A 16,582-nucleotide genomic window follows, 5' to 3' on the forward strand; every position below is an offset into this window, starting at 1 on the left:
GCTCACACACATGATGACGTGACGCAGGTCACAAATGGGAGACTTGACAGGTTTTTCGAACACACCACAAGCGGTTCATGAACGACACCCCTGACTCTTTTATCCGCCCAACGGACTATGGGGTGGTGAACGTCGTTGAGAGCCCGTTTTCACCCCCACTTTTTACGTGACACACACCACAACCCACGTAGGACGTTCGTCCCGTCACGCACCCAAAAAACAGGGCGATTGACGGGGTGAAAAACGCCTCGCGCGCCACCCCCTCACCATGCATAGTTATGCACACCTATGCATACTATAAACAGGTAAAGACGAAAAACATTTGACGCTTTTATTAAATCTCGCTCATAAACTATGTGAGTTAAAGAAAATTAATTCGCGACACGCCCACCCGTCCCACAAGAAAGAACATGAAAGAAAAACTCCGCCGACCCAGACCACACCTGATGATGGGCGTCAACGACCTGGAAACACTCCACCCCGACATCGCAGCCCAATGGGATCAGGACCGTAACACGCGGCTCACACCCGCCACAGTCCTCGCCACCGCACGGGCACACGTCTGGTGGGTCTGCCCCTACGGACACTCCTGGAAAGCAGCCGTCTGTACGCGCACTGTGCGCCGTAAAGGATGCCCCACATGCGAGTCCCCCAACTGTGTTAGCGGCGTCAACGACCTGGAAACCCTCCACCCTGACATTGCCCGCATGTACGCCACCGACATGAACGCCATGCCGCCCAGCAAGGTCGCCAGCGCCTCCCACCACACGTACTGGTTCAGGTGTAAGCGCGGACACCTGTTCTCCACCCAGGCGCGCCGCATGGTCGCCGGATACCAATGCGTCCAATGCTCCGCCACCTACCAGCCACACTGGTTCCTCTCCGCCCTGTGCGCGCAAACCGACCCCGACGTGTTCTACCCCGAACGTGCGGGAACCACCGCCCCAGCCCTGTCAATCTGCTCGCGCTGCCCCGTCGTAGCCGAGTGCCGTGCCTACGGTGACCGCGTGGAGGAAGGACTCACGCAGTATGAGCTGTGGGGTGTTCTCGGCGGGGAAACCGCCTACCAGAGGGCTGTGCGCAGACGCAACCAGGCCGTCTGAAAGCCGCCCAGGCCACGTGAACTAGGCTTCTGCGAGCGCCGTACCAGCCCCCCGCAGGCGGTTACTCCCCGATTGAACTACCCACGCCCACGAGGGGCGGGGATTCTGGGATCACTCACCAGAAGTTTCTGCTTCATTGACGGTTGCTCAGAAACCAGATGATCCTGGTGTCGGAGTCTTCTACCATCTCCACAGACTGACACCGCTGTTCCAGCGGCCAAAACATTTTTCGCTGCATTAATGTCGCGGTCGTGGATAGATCCGCATTCAATGCAGACCCATTCACGAGTTTTCAAGCCATTCATGCCTTTAGGTCCAGTTGTCGCACCACAATCGGAGCATAACTGAGTCGAAGGATGAAATCTGGGAATTACCTCCACATTCCGTCCATACCATTCAGCTTTGTAGGCGAGCATGGATCGGAACTCTGCCATTCCTGTGTCGAGAATGGACCGGTTGAGGCCGCGTTTGCGCGAGCCTCCCTTGGCGGCCATATTTTTCACCGCCAAATCCTCTAGGATGATGGTTTGGTTTTCACGCACCAACCTAGTGGAAAGTTTATGGAGAAAATCTCGTCTACTGTCAGCAATCTTCGCTTGAGCTTTCGCTAGTTTCAGGCGAGCTTTCTCCCGATTCTTGGAGCCTTTTTCTTTTCGGGCTAAACTCTTTTGGAGCTTCGCAACCTTTTTATGGTGCTTACGCCCGATCCTCGGTGCTTGGATTTTCTCGCCATCAGAGGTGACTGCGAAATCCTCAACACCCAAGTCAAGACCAATAGTCTTGGTTGAGGGTGGTAGATGGTCAATCTCCTCCTCAACCAAGATGGAGATATGGTATCTTCCTGCCCGGTCAAGGGAGACAGTAACCGATGACGGTTCCGCGCCTTCCGGTAAAGGCCGCGACCAGACAATATTGAGAGGGCCGTCGGTTTTAGCGAGCTTAATCTCACCGTTCTTATAGGTGAACCCATTGCCCGTAAACATTGCTGATTGTTTTGTTTTCCGAGACTTAAATCGAGGATAATTCGCTCGCTTCTCGAAGAAATTAACCATCGCCTTTTGCTGGTGGCGCAAAGCTTGTTGGAGCGGTACTGAGGATACCTCATTAAGCCAGATATAATTTGCGTCTCGTTTCAGTGAGGTAAGGTGTTCGCTTGCTTGACCGTAGTTTACTGAAACTTTGTTTTTTACCCACTGGCGCTGCCGCCAATCCAAAATCTGGTTCCATACGACACGAACGCAACCGAATGTCCTGAGCAGCAAATCCTCTTGCTCAGACGTTGGATAGAAACGGTACTTGTACGCCCGTTTCGTTATCATTCGAGTCATATTCTTATTCTAACATAATAGGGTGTTAAATTGTAAGTAAAGGCTGGAAGAAAGCGGGGATGGCGCAATCCCTCTCACGCCCACAAGGGGCGGAGTATTCTTGCGCCAGACTTCATAAAACAGGACTGACCCAGGGACACACATGACAGTCAGATGCACGCTGACCGAGCGGACCACGCTGTACCCGTCTCGTGACACAATGGGACGTGTTCGCGCCTGTCAGGATCAACGTCGCTCCTGGTGGGCACGAAAACTCCAGCGCACCTCGTACATCTGGTTCATGAGATTCACACGGTACCACACGTCTGACAAAACCCTGCGATCCACGTCAGCGGGTGGCAGGTTGTCCAACACGACTTTCAGTTGCTCGTCCGTCACCGTGTACGGGTTTCGCCTGGGAGTTTGAATCACCGCATACACGACAGCCTGCGGAGTCCCGATCGTGCGCATCATGTTTTTCGCGCTCGCAGCCCACTGGTCTACGGCAGCGTCCGACGTGGCTTCCGGCATCTGGGCCAGCGCCATAATGTCCTTGCCCGCGACAACGATGTGAGTGACGGGACTGAACGCACTGGCAGAAAACACGCGCACATGCTCACATGCCTGCGCGTACTCGTACAGGTGGCGGTGCAGCGCGGTCGAATGAGACTGCCCCACCACTTTTATTTCAGCCTCCTTCTCGGAATACCCGTAGGTACCGCCCGCCCTGGCCTCAATCCGGTCAGTGATCGAATGCTTGATGACAACCAGGAGGCCCAGCATTGCCAGTTCACACGCGTAGAACCAGATGAACCACTCCAAGGGGATGGTGATGAAGAAGATTAGGCAGATCAGGGTGATTGCCATGAGTGTTATGAATGCTGCGCACTGGTTGAACGGGGAGCGGTGTTTCATCAGTGCGCTGACCAGTGCCCACACGCCGATGATGGCTGCGGGGTAGAAGTAGAGGGACGCGGGGAACGTTGTGTGGTCCAGGATGGTGGCGCTGATCAGTGTGAGTGCTCCGTAGGCGATGGGCGCGGCAATGGTGGCCCACCATGACCAGGTGTTGGGCACGGTACGCACGTGGACGTGCTGGTAGCGGGGCGCGGTGAAGTCGGTGGTTGGGCGCGGACGAGCGTATTCTCGTGGGCGCTGCTGTGCGCGCGGCTCGTCGTGCGGCTCGCTCGGCTGTTCGCGTGGCGTCTCATCTTTCAAACTGAGGTCGTACTGAGCGCGCTTGCCAGGGTCCTTGAGCGTGTCCCACGCGGCGTTAAGCTGGGCGGTCATGTCTGCCCCACCCTGGCCTGCCATGTCAGGGTGATAGACACGCATCATGTGGCGGAACGCCTTTTTGATCGTGTCCACGTCCGCGTCGGGGGTGACCCCGAGAATTTGGTAGTAGTTGAGTCCTGTTGCCGTGTTCATGTTTCATGCCACCTCTTTGGTTTAGGTTCCCGTTGTGCCCCTACTTGTGGGACGAGGCGGGTGGACATGCGCGGGCAAAGTGGAGCCCCCAGCCGGGATGGGCAGGGTGGTATAAAACCGGCTGGGGGCAGTCTATGGTCGCCCCATACTCACAGCGGGGCGTAGTGAGCCCTACTAGGCGTCGTAGGTGCCCAGGTCTTCCACGTGGCGCAGCACGCGGAACGTGCGGTTCTCACCATCGTCGGATACGAACGGGTCCTGGTCCTTATACAGGAGGACGTGGTGGCCGACCAGGCCGCGCGCCATGTTCGCCACGTAGTTGCCTTCCTCCGTGTACAGGCGTTCCGTGTTGATACGTTCCTCCTTGTCGGACAGTTCGCCGCCGCGAAGCCCGTGGAACATGACGACCGCCCTATTCGTCTTACGGTCACGACGCACCGAGTCGATCACAGCGCTGATGACACCCTTACGGCTGCCTTTTTCGGCGTGAATGATGCTGTCCATCCGGTCGATTGCTTTCATCACGCTGGACCCTTCACCGGTGAGCGTAAGCAGTTTGATGGAGGCTCGGCGTACGAGTTCGGCCAGTGACGCGTCCGGGTCGTCCTCACGCATGGCGAGGGCGATCGGGATGCTGGCGATAACGAGGTCACGATTGTCCATGATGGTGTTTCCTTTCGAGTATTATTTGGCCGCCAGTTTTGCCCATGGGGCTTCACTGGACGTGACAGGGTTGTCAAGCAGATCCATGTCCGTGTTGACGAGGAACACGATCCGCTTGGTGACGTTATCCACCCACTTTTCCCATGTTTCGATGGGCGAACGGTCATGGTCTTGCATGTCGTTGCGGCGGATCGGGATGAACAGGGGCGCGGGCTGTTCTTCGACCACTTTGAACAGGTGGTAGCGCAGCCTGGCGTTCGCGGAGGTGTCCATGTCGGTCGTGCCGGTGATGGAGTGTTGGGCGCTCATGATGATCCATGCGAGTGTGCGGGTGAGGGCACCGATGTCACCTTTCGTGAATGGCGCGTTGGTTTCACCGAGCATTTTGACAGCCAGTTCGGATAGTTGTCCGGCTGCGAGCATGGCGTAGGAAGCCATGTTGACGTGCCCGTCGACGTGGGTGCCTTCCCATGCTTTGGATTCTCGCCACTGTTTCATTTCTCCCACCTCTTGTGTGCCGGAGGGTTCTTCTGTTCCCTCGTTACTGTCTCTTGTGGGACGGTCGGCCTGTTCGCGTACGGGGACTGCGGGGAGGATTTCGTCCGTGTTGAATCGTGGGGATGGCGTGTTGGTGCGGGCGAATGGGCAGGATGTGACTAGGGGGCACCAGCCACATAGTCCGGATGGGCGTGCGGGGAAGCAGCCCGTGTCCAGTCCGGTGTTGAGTGTGGTCCAGGCTTGCTCCAACAGGTCGAGTGTGTGTCCGTTTTCCTGACGGTTTTTGACGGCCACGATGCGCGTGGTGGCGTGCGTGACGTAGTGGAGTCTTCCGCCGCTGATTGTGTAGGTGCCGAGCCCTGCGGTTTCCAGGTGTTTGGGGAGGGCCATTGCGTACAGGCGGATTTGGTCGCCGTGCGGGTCACCGAATTTGAGGGCGTTTTTTCCACTCTTGTCTTTACCCGTCTTGTAGTCGATGATGGTGAGGGTTTTACGGTCGGCGTCTTTAATGTCGATACGGTCGACGATGCCGTGGACGGGGATACCGCGCAGTGTGATGTTCGTGAGTGGGAATTCTGTTTTGAAGACGGCCTGGCTTTTCTTGAGTCGTTTTTCGATGGCGAGGTTGCCGAGAACGTTGCTGAGAACCTGGCTGGTCCACAGTGTTTTTTCGTCTTCGGTGAGTTGGCCGTTCATCTGGTCGTGGAGGAGTTCGCGTGTCAGGCGTGCGGCCACCTCGTCGCTGGGGGTGTTTCCTGGCGAGTAGAGTTGTTCGAGAACTGTGTGGGTGGCGCTGCCGATACTGGTGGCGTCGAAGGGGCGGGCAGTGGTTGTGAACATTTTGCGCACTGCTGCTTTCGCGGGGCACTGGTTGACGTCCTGCATGGTGGAGGGCGACAGGTAGGGTCGGCGGATGGTTTTCAGCGTGTCGTCGCTGGTGACGTGGAGTCCGTCGCGGCCCCATTCCAGTGTGTTCTCAACATTCCCGTTCATAACTCTTCTTGTGGGACATGGAGGCACTCCAGGGAGCGGTCTTTCCAGGCTTTGGTCCTGGAAGCCTGTCAGCGCCGTTTCGTACGCGGGACTCACAGCGCAGACATAAAGTCATTCATGATTGACTTGTGGGAGTCAACGTTGATAGACTATCGTGGTGACGAAGCGGAAACAGCTGATGAAGCAGATCGCACAATACGCACGGGACAATAATCTCGACATGCGAATCCGGGAAGGTGCGAATCACACGCGCGTATGGGTGGGCACAGCGTACACGACCATTCCAAGGCACAGCGAGATCCCTGACAGGTTCGCCCAGACAATACTGAATCAGATACGAGGAAAATAATATGGCACACTACACGGCGCGCGCCACGCGGGACGAGGGCTGGTGGACGGTCACCGTCGACGAGATTGACGGGCTGTTCACGCAGACAAGGCGACTCGAACAGATTCCCGGCATGGTGAAAGACGCACTTGAACTTTTTCCCGAACTGGACGATTCTCCGCAGGAGGCAGACGTAACGGTTGTGCCGCAGGACCGCTGGGCTCAGGTATGCGCCAATGTCGCGCGCACCCGAACGACAGCAACACAGGCGCGAAGCGAGGCAACACGTGCGATGACGGAAGCGGCACAGGACATGGCCGACAGCGGCCTCTCCTGCCGCGACATCGGAACCCTACTAAACATCAGCTTCCAGCGTGCGCAAAAACTCGTCCAGGCAGGCCGGTGACACCAGACGTATTTCCGGTTCGGGGCGTATTGTCCGTGACGGCCATGAGCTCCACTAACCGTTGATACGCGTGTCAGCCTTTCGCGGCTGATACGGGCATTTCAACCGTCCTGCGGATCGCCACTCTGGCGTAGTGGTAGGTGCCACCCACAGATGTGTCCTCGTCTTTAATCAGCATCGTCTTTTTCGTACGCTGCCGCTCCCCCATGCCCAAAACCCTCGCGTCCAGCAGGTCAAACTGGTCGGGGTTGTGCTTGTCCAAAAAGGTGATCGGCACCCCCATCGCCCCCGCATAGCCCGCGGGTATGCGGGTGACTCGCCCCACCTCGATCGCGTCGTAATGGTCATAGCGCGGGTACTTGTCCGGCGTGTACCGGCAGGTGAGCATCATGGGTGGTGCACCGTGACCGTGCTTCAAGGTGGTGAACCAGCGGGTGAGCGTGCTGAGGTGGGCGGTCTGCCCGTCCGGCGTGTTGAAGATTGTGGGCCTGGTGATACCCAGGTGTGCGCGCCCCGACAGCAGGAGCGGGTAGAACTCGGCGTAGCTGACGGCATTCAGATTGCCGACCACGAGAAAATCAGCGTCCAGATCGTCCAGGAGTGTTGCGTAGTCGCGGAACAGGCTGAACGGCGGGTTGGTGATGAGAATGTCGGCATCGTGGGCGAGTTTGACGCATTCGTCTGACCGGAAGTCCCCGTCGCCTTCAAGCCTTCTGACGCGTGTGCCGCGTGCGTCGATAGTGATGTGGGTTCCTCTGCCGCCCGGTGTCATGGAGGTGGCGTCCAGTCTTTCCAGCCCGATCTGGTGGAAGTTGTGTGACAGGTAGCGGGTGAAAGCACTGTTTGAACTGTCTGCGTTGCAGTAGACGCGGGCGCCTTTCAGACTTTCCGCGTAGTGGTCGAGTTCGGCCTGCACGTCTTCGATACGCGTGTAGAACTCGTCATTACAGTTTTTCTTCGACTCATTGAAGTTCAGGTTGGTGTTCACCCACCCACCAGTTGCGGCACCCGCACAAACAGTACCGCCACGGCAGGACCCGCCAGCCCAACGTCACGCTCCGACCGTCTGAAGGCTCCGCTCCACCCTCCACTCGTTTTCAGGCGGCACCTTCATGTCCGACAGGCGGCACGCGCGAAACACGGCAGCATCCAGCTTGTCCATACTGGCCGTCATCACGGTGCGAACCGGCACACCCTGATCGTCTGTTACCGTCACCATCACCGCGCCATCCGATCCAGCCACACGGACCACGCTTCCACGCCCGGCATCCACGCGCGGCAAATCTTCATCCGGCACGACACTGACCCACGCGCCCAACGACTCCACGCGCGCACACAACTCGGCAGGAAGCCCAGGGTCATCCGCGTACACTGAGCCGCCCGGTGTGCACGCGGGCCACGACGCGCCTAACGGGTCCATACCATCCATGTCCGGCTGACCGGCATTCTCTATGTCCGACCGGACCATATCAGTCACGCCCAGCCCACCACGCTCCAGCTCCTCATGCTCACTGAGCGGCCTGCCACAATCCACGCACACAACCATCGTATGCACGTGCAGACACTCGCGATGCTGCTCACGATCCTCCACAGCAGCCTCAAACGCGCAACCCTGCCTCACTCTCATTCACCCCACACGTCCAAGCTCACAGGCGTACACCACACAAGCACCCCATCAATACGGCGCCTCACCCGCGTCTCACCCTTAGCCAGCACGCCAGGAGGCAGCAAATCCACCAGCGCACGATTCACACCCTGCGCACCACCCGACCAGTGCAACACGTTCGCCACCGCGTTTTGATCCAAAAACAGCCACTCGCCACCATTCCACTTGCCGATATGACCCACGCGCCGCTGAGACACGCTCACAGGATCGCCCAACGTTGCCACGCCCTGCGAGATAAGCGACTGCACGCGCTCAATAATCTTCTGCCCATCCGACATGTTCGAATTCATGATCGTGCGAGTATTCACCAAACTAAAGTTCGCCAACGCGTCCGCCGCATAATCCGTCAACTCGTCCGCCTGCTTCTCACTGACAATCTCCAGGTCAACAGCCAGTTCCATGAACACGTTGTACCCCGTGATGATCGACGCCAGTGACGTGATCGCGCGGCTCGTCATGTTCACCTGCTTGAACCGCTCCCCATAGGTGTCACGAAGATCCTTCTCCACATCGGTGCGTATGTTTTCCAGGCGCCGCACAAAAATGTCAAACCTGGCCTGAGCCGCCTGACGCGGATTCCGCTCAACGTCCGACAGTTTCACGCTCTCAATACTCATGGCGACGCGACGCAGGAACAGTGCCGTCATGTACGTGAAACCCTCATCGGTCATCTCGTAAAACTTCTTCAAGGCCGCTTCCCCACCATCATCCGACCCGTCCGGCATTGTCGCGCGCTTGAACATGGCTCCCGCCTTCACAGGAATCACCATCATCCTGTCCAACCCGCTCTCGGCAAAGTTACCGCCCGTCGGCACTTCCTCACCCGTGATGATCGTCAGCGGTGCCGCATCATCCGTGTCACGCACCCCGATCGTGCCAGTCACACGATCCACCTCGCCACGCTTCTTACCGCCCGACCCGTGAGAGCGTCGCAGCAGCATGTCCAGCGCGCTCGCAGCTTCCTCAGCCTTGCGTGCACTGTTTTCCGGCTTGAAATCGTCCACGTGCACAAAAATGTCGTTCATCCCGTTACACAGAAGGTCGACAGCGTTCGCCGTCGAATTGAACGTCGCCATCGGCGGGCGCCTCGGACCCCACGTCGGGCTCAAACACGACGTGAGAGCCTGCGCGAGCGTGGACTTGCCCGACGACTTGGGGCCGAAAAACCCGATCGCCGTCTGCGGAGTGATCGGCAGGAACGACAACGCGAACGCGCCGATCATCGTGTCCCACTGCTCCGGCTGGTTGAGCAGGTCACGCAGATGAATAAACTCGCGCATCTGCACGCGCGCCAGACCCACCATGTTCCCCATCTCAGGGATCATGATTTTCTTGAAGTCCGCCGTCATCGGCTTGGTCTGCACCCGGTCAGTGAACTGCGCGCCGTGAGCGCCGCTCGCACACACCCATACCCAGTGCGGCTCATCCCCACCGGTCAGATACCAGCCGAAGCGCCGCAGGTTCTCACACACAGGCAGGTCGTCCGGCGAGGCTGCGCGGATCGCGTTGGCAATATCATCATTAGGTCGACAGGGGCGCTCCACTTTCACGCCTTCAGCGCCTGGCAGCTGCCCGAGCCACACTCCCGCTTCTGCGAGCTTATCGTCAGGCACCATGATGGGCGCGTGACGGACCACACCACCCGCCCCGTCGGGCGTGGTCACTTCCAGTGTCAGCAGTTTCGGGCCGGTCAAATCATCAATCCCGTTTTTCACCCACGAGTCGACTTTTACAATCCTGGCCGCCGCACGCACCTGCACGGTTTCCTCACCCAACTGTTCATGGCCGTCAGCGTCAATGATGATCCGCTGAGAGTAGATGACGCCTTTCGCCATGTCGCTCGTCCATTTTTCAGCCTGCGCACTGCGCATAGTGACCGGCTTTTTCGGCTCACCGGGCAGCCCTTTCGCCCCGTCAATCATGGTGGCGAGCTTACTGGCACGCTCCTCGTCACCCCTGATCCTGCCGATAAAATCGTCCAGCCCGTTCGTCCCACCCAAAAACGACAGGTTCACGAACCGAACGTTCGCCGACCCCACGCGCGTCATGCCGACAATCGCGTCACGCAGCGCTTTGCCTGCCATCCACACGTTGTGGTTGGTGGAAATGTCCGCGTCCAAAATGATCGTGGCCTTCTCAATATGGTCAGACAGGATGGTGGTGAGGTCTTCGTGCGGCATTTTGTCGTGCCGCCAGTTCTGACACCCCTGGATGCCGACAACGAAAACGCTTTCGTCAGCGTACTCGCGGGCAACGAGGGTCTGCTTGGTGCCTTCCACGAGAAGAATGTGAGTGGCTTTCCCCATTTTTGCTTCCTGCTCCTCAGCCACGTTGATGACGGAGCCGGACCCTTGAGCCTGGAGGTATTTGAATTTGGGTTTGCCTTTGTCGTCCAGTGGCGGGTTGTCGGGGCGGAGCTGGTGGACGATCGTGCCGCCACACTTGCGCAGCGGGTAGACGATGCCGGGCAGGACGCTCGCGTAGGTTGCCAGGTCGGGCGGCAGGTCGCCTGGTTTTTGTGCACTGAACACGCCGACTTGTTCAGCCCACGCGGGGTCGATTCCTTTTTCTGCGAGTAGTTCCCTGTGCTTTTTCAGCAGTCTCGACCCACTCATGCGCCATCACCTTTCACCAAGTTTTCGGTTTCAACTGTCCTTTCTTGTGGGACGCTGGGGCCAGTGACGGCACGCGTGACCATCAGTATCGAGTGTGCGTGACTTTCTCGTAGAACCCGTGCGGGATTTGTTCTAGGGCAGCTTCAAAAATGGCGGCGTCCTGCTGCCAGTTGCCACCCTGGACGTAGGCTGCGGACCTGCGGATCCACGCGGTGCACGTCTCACTCACGTACTCGTCGTTCCCGCCGACATAACACCAGCGGCGCACAAGAGCCCACCGGACGATGATGGGGGCAGCGTAAGCGAGCTTGTCACTGTTCAGGGCGCGCAGCATCCGGTAGGTTTCGTGAATACTGGTTTGCGCCTGGAGAAGGATGGTGGTGTGTTCCGAGTCCAGGTCGCCTTCCAGGCATGACAGGATCGGGTCCTCACTGATGGTGGCCCCACTGAGCGGCATGAGGTCAGACATGTGGGTTCTCACGGTGAACGCCCTGCCGTCTGACGGCTTGTAGACGCGCCACGGGTCGTCGTCGGGAAGTGTGGCCAGTATTTGCCAGGTGATTCCGCTGATGAAGGCGGCGAACCTGTCGTGATCGTCGTGCGCGAGGGTTCGGGTCGCGTGTGCTGCCCAGCGTGCCTGGTGCAGTGTCGTGTAGGGGGCGCAGAGCGCAGCCACCCACCGCGCGTAATCGGTCGTGTTCATGGTGTGCTCCTGTCAGTCGTGTCACCTGGTTGTGGGGGGTGTCAATTCGTTGTTGTGGGACAGTGCGCCTGGTTGTGTCCGCTTATTTTCGGGGTCGCGGCATATAACCAGTATGGAGAAGATTTGTGGCGTTATTGGGTTGCCTTCCTTTGCTCGTGCGTGCGCGTCCTACGGCGTGACCATTGTAGGCGGAGGACCGTTCGAAGAATCCGGACCTGCGATCAGTGCCGAGCTTGAACGGCGTGGCGCTTTCCCCGTTGTGGTGGGCGAAGGTGCTGACGGTGTGCGCGGCCTGTACGCGTGGGTGTCCCGGTATTGTCATAAGACGCGGATCCTGATTGTGCGATTGGAGGGTTCTCCTGGCGTGTTGTCCATGTCAGGGACGCGTGAGATGACGACTCCGTGCGACCTGGGTGACGTGTTGAAGCGCCTGGGGTGGTCGGATATTTCGACCAGTGATGTCATGGACGTGAATGGTCTGGTCAGTGATGCTGCTGACGAGCCGGTGGACGACGAGTTTGACCCGTGGGCGGAGTTTGACGCGCAGGGGCAGTCGGAACAGGTGCTCGCAAGTCAACCCGATCAGCCTTCTGCTCCAGCGTGGCCGGAACAGCCTGAGTCTGCTCCCGAGCCTGCATGGCCTGAGCAGGCAGCCCAACCCGAGCGCGCCACTGAACCTGCCACCCCCGCGTGGCCTGAAAACACCACTGAACCGGCAGCCGAGCAGACTGCTCCAGTGTGGCCGGAACGCGCCACCTCCGCATGGCCTGAGCAACCCGAGCCTGAACCGGCACCCACAGTTCCCGCGTGGCCGGAACAGCCAGCCCGACCTGAGCCTGCCGCATGGCCCGAGCAACCCGAGCCTGAACGCACTACTCAACCTGCCGCCCCAGCGTGGCCGGAGCCTGCCCCCGAGCACTCTGCCCCTTCGTGGCCCGAACAAACCGAACCCGCACCGACCGCCCCAGCGTGGCCGGAGTCTGCTCCCGAACCGAGCACACCTGAACACACCACTGAGCCTGCCGCTCCTGCATGGCCTGAACAGCCCGCGCCTGAACACTCCACCGAGCCTGTTGCCCCCGCGTGGCCGGAACAGCCAGCCCAGCCGGAACCTGCCGCCCCTTCGTGGCCGGAGTCCGCGCCCAAACCAGAACCGGCACCCGCAACACCCGTGTGGCCTGAGCAGTCAGCCCAACCAGCCGCCCCCACGTGGCCCGAGCCGACCACTCCAGCCCAGCCGGAGTCATCACCCAAACCCACCGCCCTGCCCGAACCATCCGCGCCCGCATGGCACGAACGCACCGCTGAACCGACAGCTTCCGCATGGCCAGACCCCGCTGACCACACAGAACCGACCACACCCAACCTCCAGCCCACCACCCACGACCAGCCACACCCCCTCGACACCTACGACGACCAGGCAGCCGTCCTCTGCGTCTACGCCGGAAAAGGCGGCGTCGGAAAATCACAACCCCTCACCACACCCATCCCCACACCCAACGGGTGGACCACACTAGGCAACCTCACCGTCGGCGACACCATTTACAGTGCGCGCGGCACCACCACACGCATCGACTACCTGTCCCCCATCACCACCCGCACCACCTACACCATCACCTTCGACAACGGGCACACCGTCACCGCATCCGACGACCACCTCTGGCCCATCCACACCACTAACGGGCTCACACTCGCCCCCAGCCGCACACTCACACCCGGCATGAAAATCCCCCTCCCACGCCCCATCGACGGCACCCCCACCACACACACCTGGACACCCGGCACACCCATCCCCACACCCATCCTGCGCGCCGACCTCACCACCAGACGCACCACCTGGAACATGATCCTCGACCACTGCCAAACCGAATGGAACGCCACCATGCGCACCGTCACCCTCTACGCGCGCCCCCACCTCATCCCCACCATCACCGAACTCGCCCGCACATTCGGCTTCCACACCACCCCACACCCCACCAGCCTCACAATTCGGCTCGACACTAAACACCTCACCATCACCGCCATCACACCAGCCGGACAAGCCCGCGTCCGCTGCCTGCGCATCACTGACCCCACCCACCTCTACCTCACCGACGGGTTCACCCCCACCCACAACACCACCACCAGCCGCAACCTCGCAGAGCGCGCCGCCACACGCGGACTCAAAGTAGTCCTCATCGACTCCAACCAAGGCCAAGGCGACCAACGCACCTTCCTCAGACTCTCCAACACCACCCTACCCAGCATCTACGAAGTCGCACTCGGACAGCCACCCGCAACCGCCATCCTCATGCCCACCACCATCAACAACGAGCGGCCACGAATGCTCGACCCCATCAGCTTCAGCGTCGTCCTCGCACCACCACCAGACGACAACGACACCACCATCATCCAACCCGCCCACTACCTCGCCGTCGTCCGCTACGCCCGCACCATAGCCGACCTCGTGATCGTCGACACGCAAACCGTTGAAGCAGGCGACGCTCGCGGAGGCACCACCATGAGCGACCTCGTCATCCCCCTCATGCACGAAGGCGCGTGGGCACTCGGACTGACCGAAATGGGCAGGGAAAGCATGGAAAACCTCGTGCGCGCCAACCGAGAACTCCTGGGCGCGGGCTGCGACCCCACCCACATGCTCACCGCGCTCAGCCTCGTCAAAGAAGGCGAACACGTTGATACGCGCACAGCCGTCGAAACGTTCGCCCCCACCCACTTCGTCGCCACCGGACACAGGTCACCCACCATGCCCGGACGCACCGCCGCAGGAGTCATCGACCACAACGACCCCGCCACGACGCAGCTCCTCGACACTGTTCTCCACACTGTCACCGGGCTCCAACCACCCGACAACACTCAGCGCTCGAAACGACGCTTCCGACTCTTCTCACGAAAACAAGGACGCTAACCGTGAACACCCCAACATTCAACGGGGCAGCCGACACATGCCCAGACCCCGACACCACCACACTGTGCGACCACCTCACCCACATCATCATCCCCACCAACACGTGGCTCGACACCGCCCCCACCACCAGTCTCGCCACGCTCCCCGCCTTCACCTACACCGGCGGGCAACCCGAACGCACCACGTGGACCCTCAACAGTCAGCCCGTCACCGCCCTCACCATCCAAGCCGGACACTCCCGCACCCTCCACTGGCACACCCACACCCGCACCGGCACCACCACCATCATCTCCGCCCCACGCACCGCCGCCCACTACCAGGCCAACACCCCCCACCCCACCAGCATCATCATCCCCCCACAACCCGACCGCATCACCCGCGCCCACCTCACCGTCCTCCAACAAGACGCCACCACCGCCAGGTGGCACCTCCTCACCCTCCTCGAACCCATCGTCACCCACCACGTGAAGCGCGCATCCCAACACCTCGCCATCGAAAGCGCAACATTCCGCAACGGCGGCACAACGCCCACCGGGTTCATCCCACCACTCCTCGACACCGAAGCCGTCACCACATGCGTGAGCCGCATCCTCTACGGCACCACCGGAACCAACGGCGGCGTCACCATGCGCATGATCGACCGCATGACCCGACCCGACACGCTCACCACCATGCACCCCATGGCCTACCTCCACCGCACCATCCACAGAGACGCCCTCGACCAGGTGCTCCGCTACACCGGCGACCCCCACCTCGGACGCACACTCCGCCGATGGGTCACACTCCACCAGCCCGCCACCCTCACCGAACTCGTCGACACATACAACCAGGCGCACCCCTCCGCCCACCTGTCCACCACCCGCGCCATCCGCGCACTCACCATCCCCCACACGCTCCACGACTCCTTCCACACGCTCACACCAGACGGGGAGGTGGAACACACGTGGACCCCCAACAACAACTAGAACGAGCAAACGAAGCCAAGGCTGCGGCACAACACATGCGCGCACAATGGCTCATGATGCTCGCACGAGGCGACATCAACCTCGCCGACCTCATCGAAGCGGCCACGCGCACAGAAAACACACCCCTCCTCAAACTGCCACTGGTCGCAATCCTCCAAGCCATCCACCCCACATGGACACGCGCCCACACCCACCGCACACTCCGCACGCTCACACGACTCGCAGACTCGAAAGCCAACCCCACCACCCTCACCCTCGCATGGCTCATGCGGTCCAACACTGCCGGTCGGCGCATCAGCGCACTCGCACAACTCGACACGCCACTCAACCCCCACGCCCCCTGGCCTGGATTCCCCTGGACGCCAGAAAGACACGACCAATGACGCTCGCAGAACTCATCACCACAATCCACACCCACCCCGGCGACGAAGACACCCTCATCACCGACTACCTCGCCACCAAGACGCGCACCATCCGAATGCTCGCCATCGACAACACGCGACGCTTCGGACTGCCCCGCGACACCCAACCCGACCTTGAGCAGGAAATCATGCTCAGCGCCTACACGCTCATCCGGACCTTCCTGACAAAAAACACCACACCCGAATGGTCATTCAGCACGTACATGAGACGCCGCGCCCTCAACTGCGCCACACAACTGACCCGCACCGCAGGAGCCAACCACCTGTCCGGCATGGGCGGCCAGGAACGACGCCAACGCTACCTCGCCACCCGCAAAGCAGAACTCACCACCACGCTCGCACGCACACCCACCACCAGTGAACTCCTCGCCTACGCCAACCAACACGCCCAGGCCACACGCAAAAACCCCACCAAACAAGGCATGGTGTTCACCCGCAAAGACCTCACCCCCACCCGCACCCTGTCCACCGACGCGTTCCGTGACGACTACGACTACGAGCCAGCCCTGCAGACGCGTTGACGTGGTTGGGAGATCGCTGTTCGATCGTTGCCGATGGGCGCACTGCCACGATCACT

Annotated in this window: 14 protein-coding genes; 6 read left to right on the top strand and 8 right to left on the bottom strand. The window is 60.2% G+C overall.

Annotation, left to right across the window (positions count from 1 at the left end; all coding sequences use genetic code 11):
- Positions 1-410 precede the first annotated feature (410 nt).
- Positions 411-1,103: a zinc-ribbon domain-containing protein gene (locus AC1EJZ_RS11005; RefSeq protein ID WP_480294963.1), complete on the top strand. Its 693-nt coding sequence runs from the start codon at positions 411-413 to the stop codon at positions 1,101-1,103.
- 77 nt (positions 1,104-1,180) lie between these two features.
- On the opposite strand, the gene AC1EJZ_RS11010 is transcribed toward AC1EJZ_RS11005, so the two are convergent.
- From AC1EJZ_RS11010 to AC1EJZ_RS11025, 4 genes are all read right to left on the bottom strand, one after another.
- Positions 1,181-2,431: an RNA-guided endonuclease InsQ/TnpB family protein gene (locus AC1EJZ_RS11010; protein ID WP_480294964.1), complete on the bottom strand. Its 1,251-nt coding sequence runs from the start codon at positions 2,429-2,431 to the stop codon at positions 1,181-1,183.
- Positions 2,432-2,656: 225 nt separating this feature from the next.
- Positions 2,657-3,838 carry a DnaJ domain-containing protein gene (locus AC1EJZ_RS11015; RefSeq protein WP_480294965.1) on the bottom strand — a complete coding sequence of 394 codons (1,182 nt, stop codon included), beginning with the start codon at positions 3,836-3,838 and terminating at the stop codon, positions 2,657-2,659.
- A gap of 174 nt (positions 3,839-4,012) precedes the next feature.
- Positions 4,013-4,501 (bottom strand): hypothetical protein, encoded by a 489-nt coding sequence (locus AC1EJZ_RS11020; RefSeq protein WP_070726790.1) that lies wholly within the window; start codon positions 4,499-4,501, stop codon positions 4,013-4,015.
- 21 nt (positions 4,502-4,522) lie between these two features.
- The gene (locus tag AC1EJZ_RS11025) at positions 4,523-5,992 is read right to left on the bottom strand and encodes a RecB family exonuclease (protein WP_480294967.1); all 1,470 of its coding nucleotides are present in this window, start codon (positions 5,990-5,992) and stop codon (positions 4,523-4,525) included.
- A gap of 350 nt (positions 5,993-6,342) precedes the next feature.
- Between AC1EJZ_RS11025 and AC1EJZ_RS11030 the strand changes: the two genes are divergently transcribed.
- Positions 6,343-6,726 (top strand): type II toxin-antitoxin system HicB family antitoxin, encoded by a 384-nt coding sequence (locus AC1EJZ_RS11030; protein ID WP_480294969.1) that lies wholly within the window; start codon positions 6,343-6,345, stop codon positions 6,724-6,726.
- A gap of 73 nt (positions 6,727-6,799) precedes the next feature.
- On the opposite strand, the gene AC1EJZ_RS11035 is transcribed toward AC1EJZ_RS11030, so the two are convergent.
- The 4 genes from AC1EJZ_RS11035 to AC1EJZ_RS11050 all read right to left on the bottom strand — a co-directional run bounded on the left by AC1EJZ_RS11035 (position 6,800) and on the right by AC1EJZ_RS11050 (position 11,710).
- Positions 6,800-7,714, bottom strand: a complete 915-nt coding sequence (locus AC1EJZ_RS11035; protein WP_480294971.1) for an adenine-specific methyltransferase EcoRI family protein — start codon at positions 7,712-7,714, stop codon at positions 6,800-6,802.
- Between the two features lie 63 nt (positions 7,715-7,777).
- On the bottom strand, positions 7,778-8,347 hold the full coding sequence (locus tag AC1EJZ_RS11040) for a hypothetical protein (protein ID WP_480294973.1): 570 nt from the start codon (positions 8,345-8,347) through the stop codon (positions 7,778-7,780).
- A gap of 2 nt (positions 8,348-8,349) precedes the next feature.
- Positions 8,350-11,007 carry a hypothetical protein gene (locus AC1EJZ_RS11045; protein WP_480294974.1) on the bottom strand — a complete coding sequence of 886 codons (2,658 nt, stop codon included), beginning with the start codon at positions 11,005-11,007 and terminating at the stop codon, positions 8,350-8,352.
- Between the two features lie 82 nt (positions 11,008-11,089).
- Positions 11,090-11,710: a hypothetical protein gene (locus AC1EJZ_RS11050; protein WP_480294976.1), complete on the bottom strand. Its 621-nt coding sequence runs from the start codon at positions 11,708-11,710 to the stop codon at positions 11,090-11,092.
- A 112-nt stretch (positions 11,711-11,822) separates the two neighbouring features.
- On the opposite strand from AC1EJZ_RS11050, the gene AC1EJZ_RS11055 reads away from it, so the two are divergent.
- Genes AC1EJZ_RS11055 through AC1EJZ_RS11070 form a run of 4 tightly spaced genes read left to right on the top strand, consistent with a single transcriptional unit; the run spans position 11,823 to position 16,526 of the window.
- Positions 11,823-14,618 carry a hypothetical protein gene (locus tag AC1EJZ_RS11055; protein ID WP_480294978.1) on the top strand — a complete coding sequence of 932 codons (2,796 nt, stop codon included), beginning with the start codon at positions 11,823-11,825 and terminating at the stop codon, positions 14,616-14,618.
- A gap of 2 nt (positions 14,619-14,620) precedes the next feature.
- The gene (locus AC1EJZ_RS11060) at positions 14,621-15,583 is read left to right on the top strand and encodes a hypothetical protein (RefSeq protein WP_480294980.1); all 963 of its coding nucleotides are present in this window, start codon (positions 14,621-14,623) and stop codon (positions 15,581-15,583) included.
- Positions 15,562-15,966: a hypothetical protein gene (locus AC1EJZ_RS11065; protein ID WP_480294982.1), complete on the top strand. Its 405-nt coding sequence runs from the start codon at positions 15,562-15,564 to the stop codon at positions 15,964-15,966. Before AC1EJZ_RS11060 ends, AC1EJZ_RS11065 begins: the two co-directional genes overlap by 22 nt.
- A complete protein-coding gene (locus AC1EJZ_RS11070; protein ID WP_480294983.1) occupies positions 15,963-16,526 on the top strand; it encodes a hypothetical protein in 564 nt (187 codons plus the stop codon). The genes AC1EJZ_RS11065 and AC1EJZ_RS11070 overlap by 4 nt, the downstream gene beginning before the upstream one ends.
- The last annotated feature ends 56 nt before the right edge of the window (positions 16,527-16,582 follow it).

It is taken from the genome of Pauljensenia sp. C0170B5 (genome assembly GCF_056590195.1).

Bases quoted from the DNA above. Each gene is read 5' to 3' on its own strand.
- AC1EJZ_RS11005 (WP_480294963.1), top strand. From the start codon at position 411: ATGAAAGAAAAACTCCGCCGACCCAGACCACACCTGATGATGGGCGTC.
- AC1EJZ_RS11010 (WP_480294964.1), bottom strand. From the start codon at position 2,431: ATGACTCGAATGATAACGAAACGGGCGTACAAGTACCGTTTCTATCCA.
- AC1EJZ_RS11015 (WP_480294965.1), bottom strand. From the start codon at position 3,838: ATGAACACGGCAACAGGACTCAACTACTACCAAATTCTCGGGGTCACC.
- AC1EJZ_RS11020 (WP_070726790.1), bottom strand. From the start codon at position 4,501: ATGGACAATCGTGACCTCGTTATCGCCAGCATCCCGATCGCCCTCGCC.
- AC1EJZ_RS11025 (WP_480294967.1), bottom strand. From the start codon at position 5,992: ATGAACGGGAATGTTGAGAACACACTGGAATGGGGCCGCGACGGACTC.
- AC1EJZ_RS11030 (WP_480294969.1), top strand. From the start codon at position 6,343: ATGGCACACTACACGGCGCGCGCCACGCGGGACGAGGGCTGGTGGACG.
- AC1EJZ_RS11045 (WP_480294974.1), bottom strand. From the start codon at position 11,007: ATGAGTGGGTCGAGACTGCTGAAAAAGCACAGGGAACTACTCGCAGAA.
- AC1EJZ_RS11050 (WP_480294976.1), bottom strand. From the start codon at position 11,710: ATGAACACGACCGATTACGCGCGGTGGGTGGCTGCGCTCTGCGCCCCC.
- AC1EJZ_RS11055 (WP_480294978.1), top strand. From the start codon at position 11,823: ATGGAGAAGATTTGTGGCGTTATTGGGTTGCCTTCCTTTGCTCGTGCG.
- AC1EJZ_RS11070 (WP_480294983.1), top strand. From the start codon at position 15,963: ATGACGCTCGCAGAACTCATCACCACAATCCACACCCACCCCGGCGAC.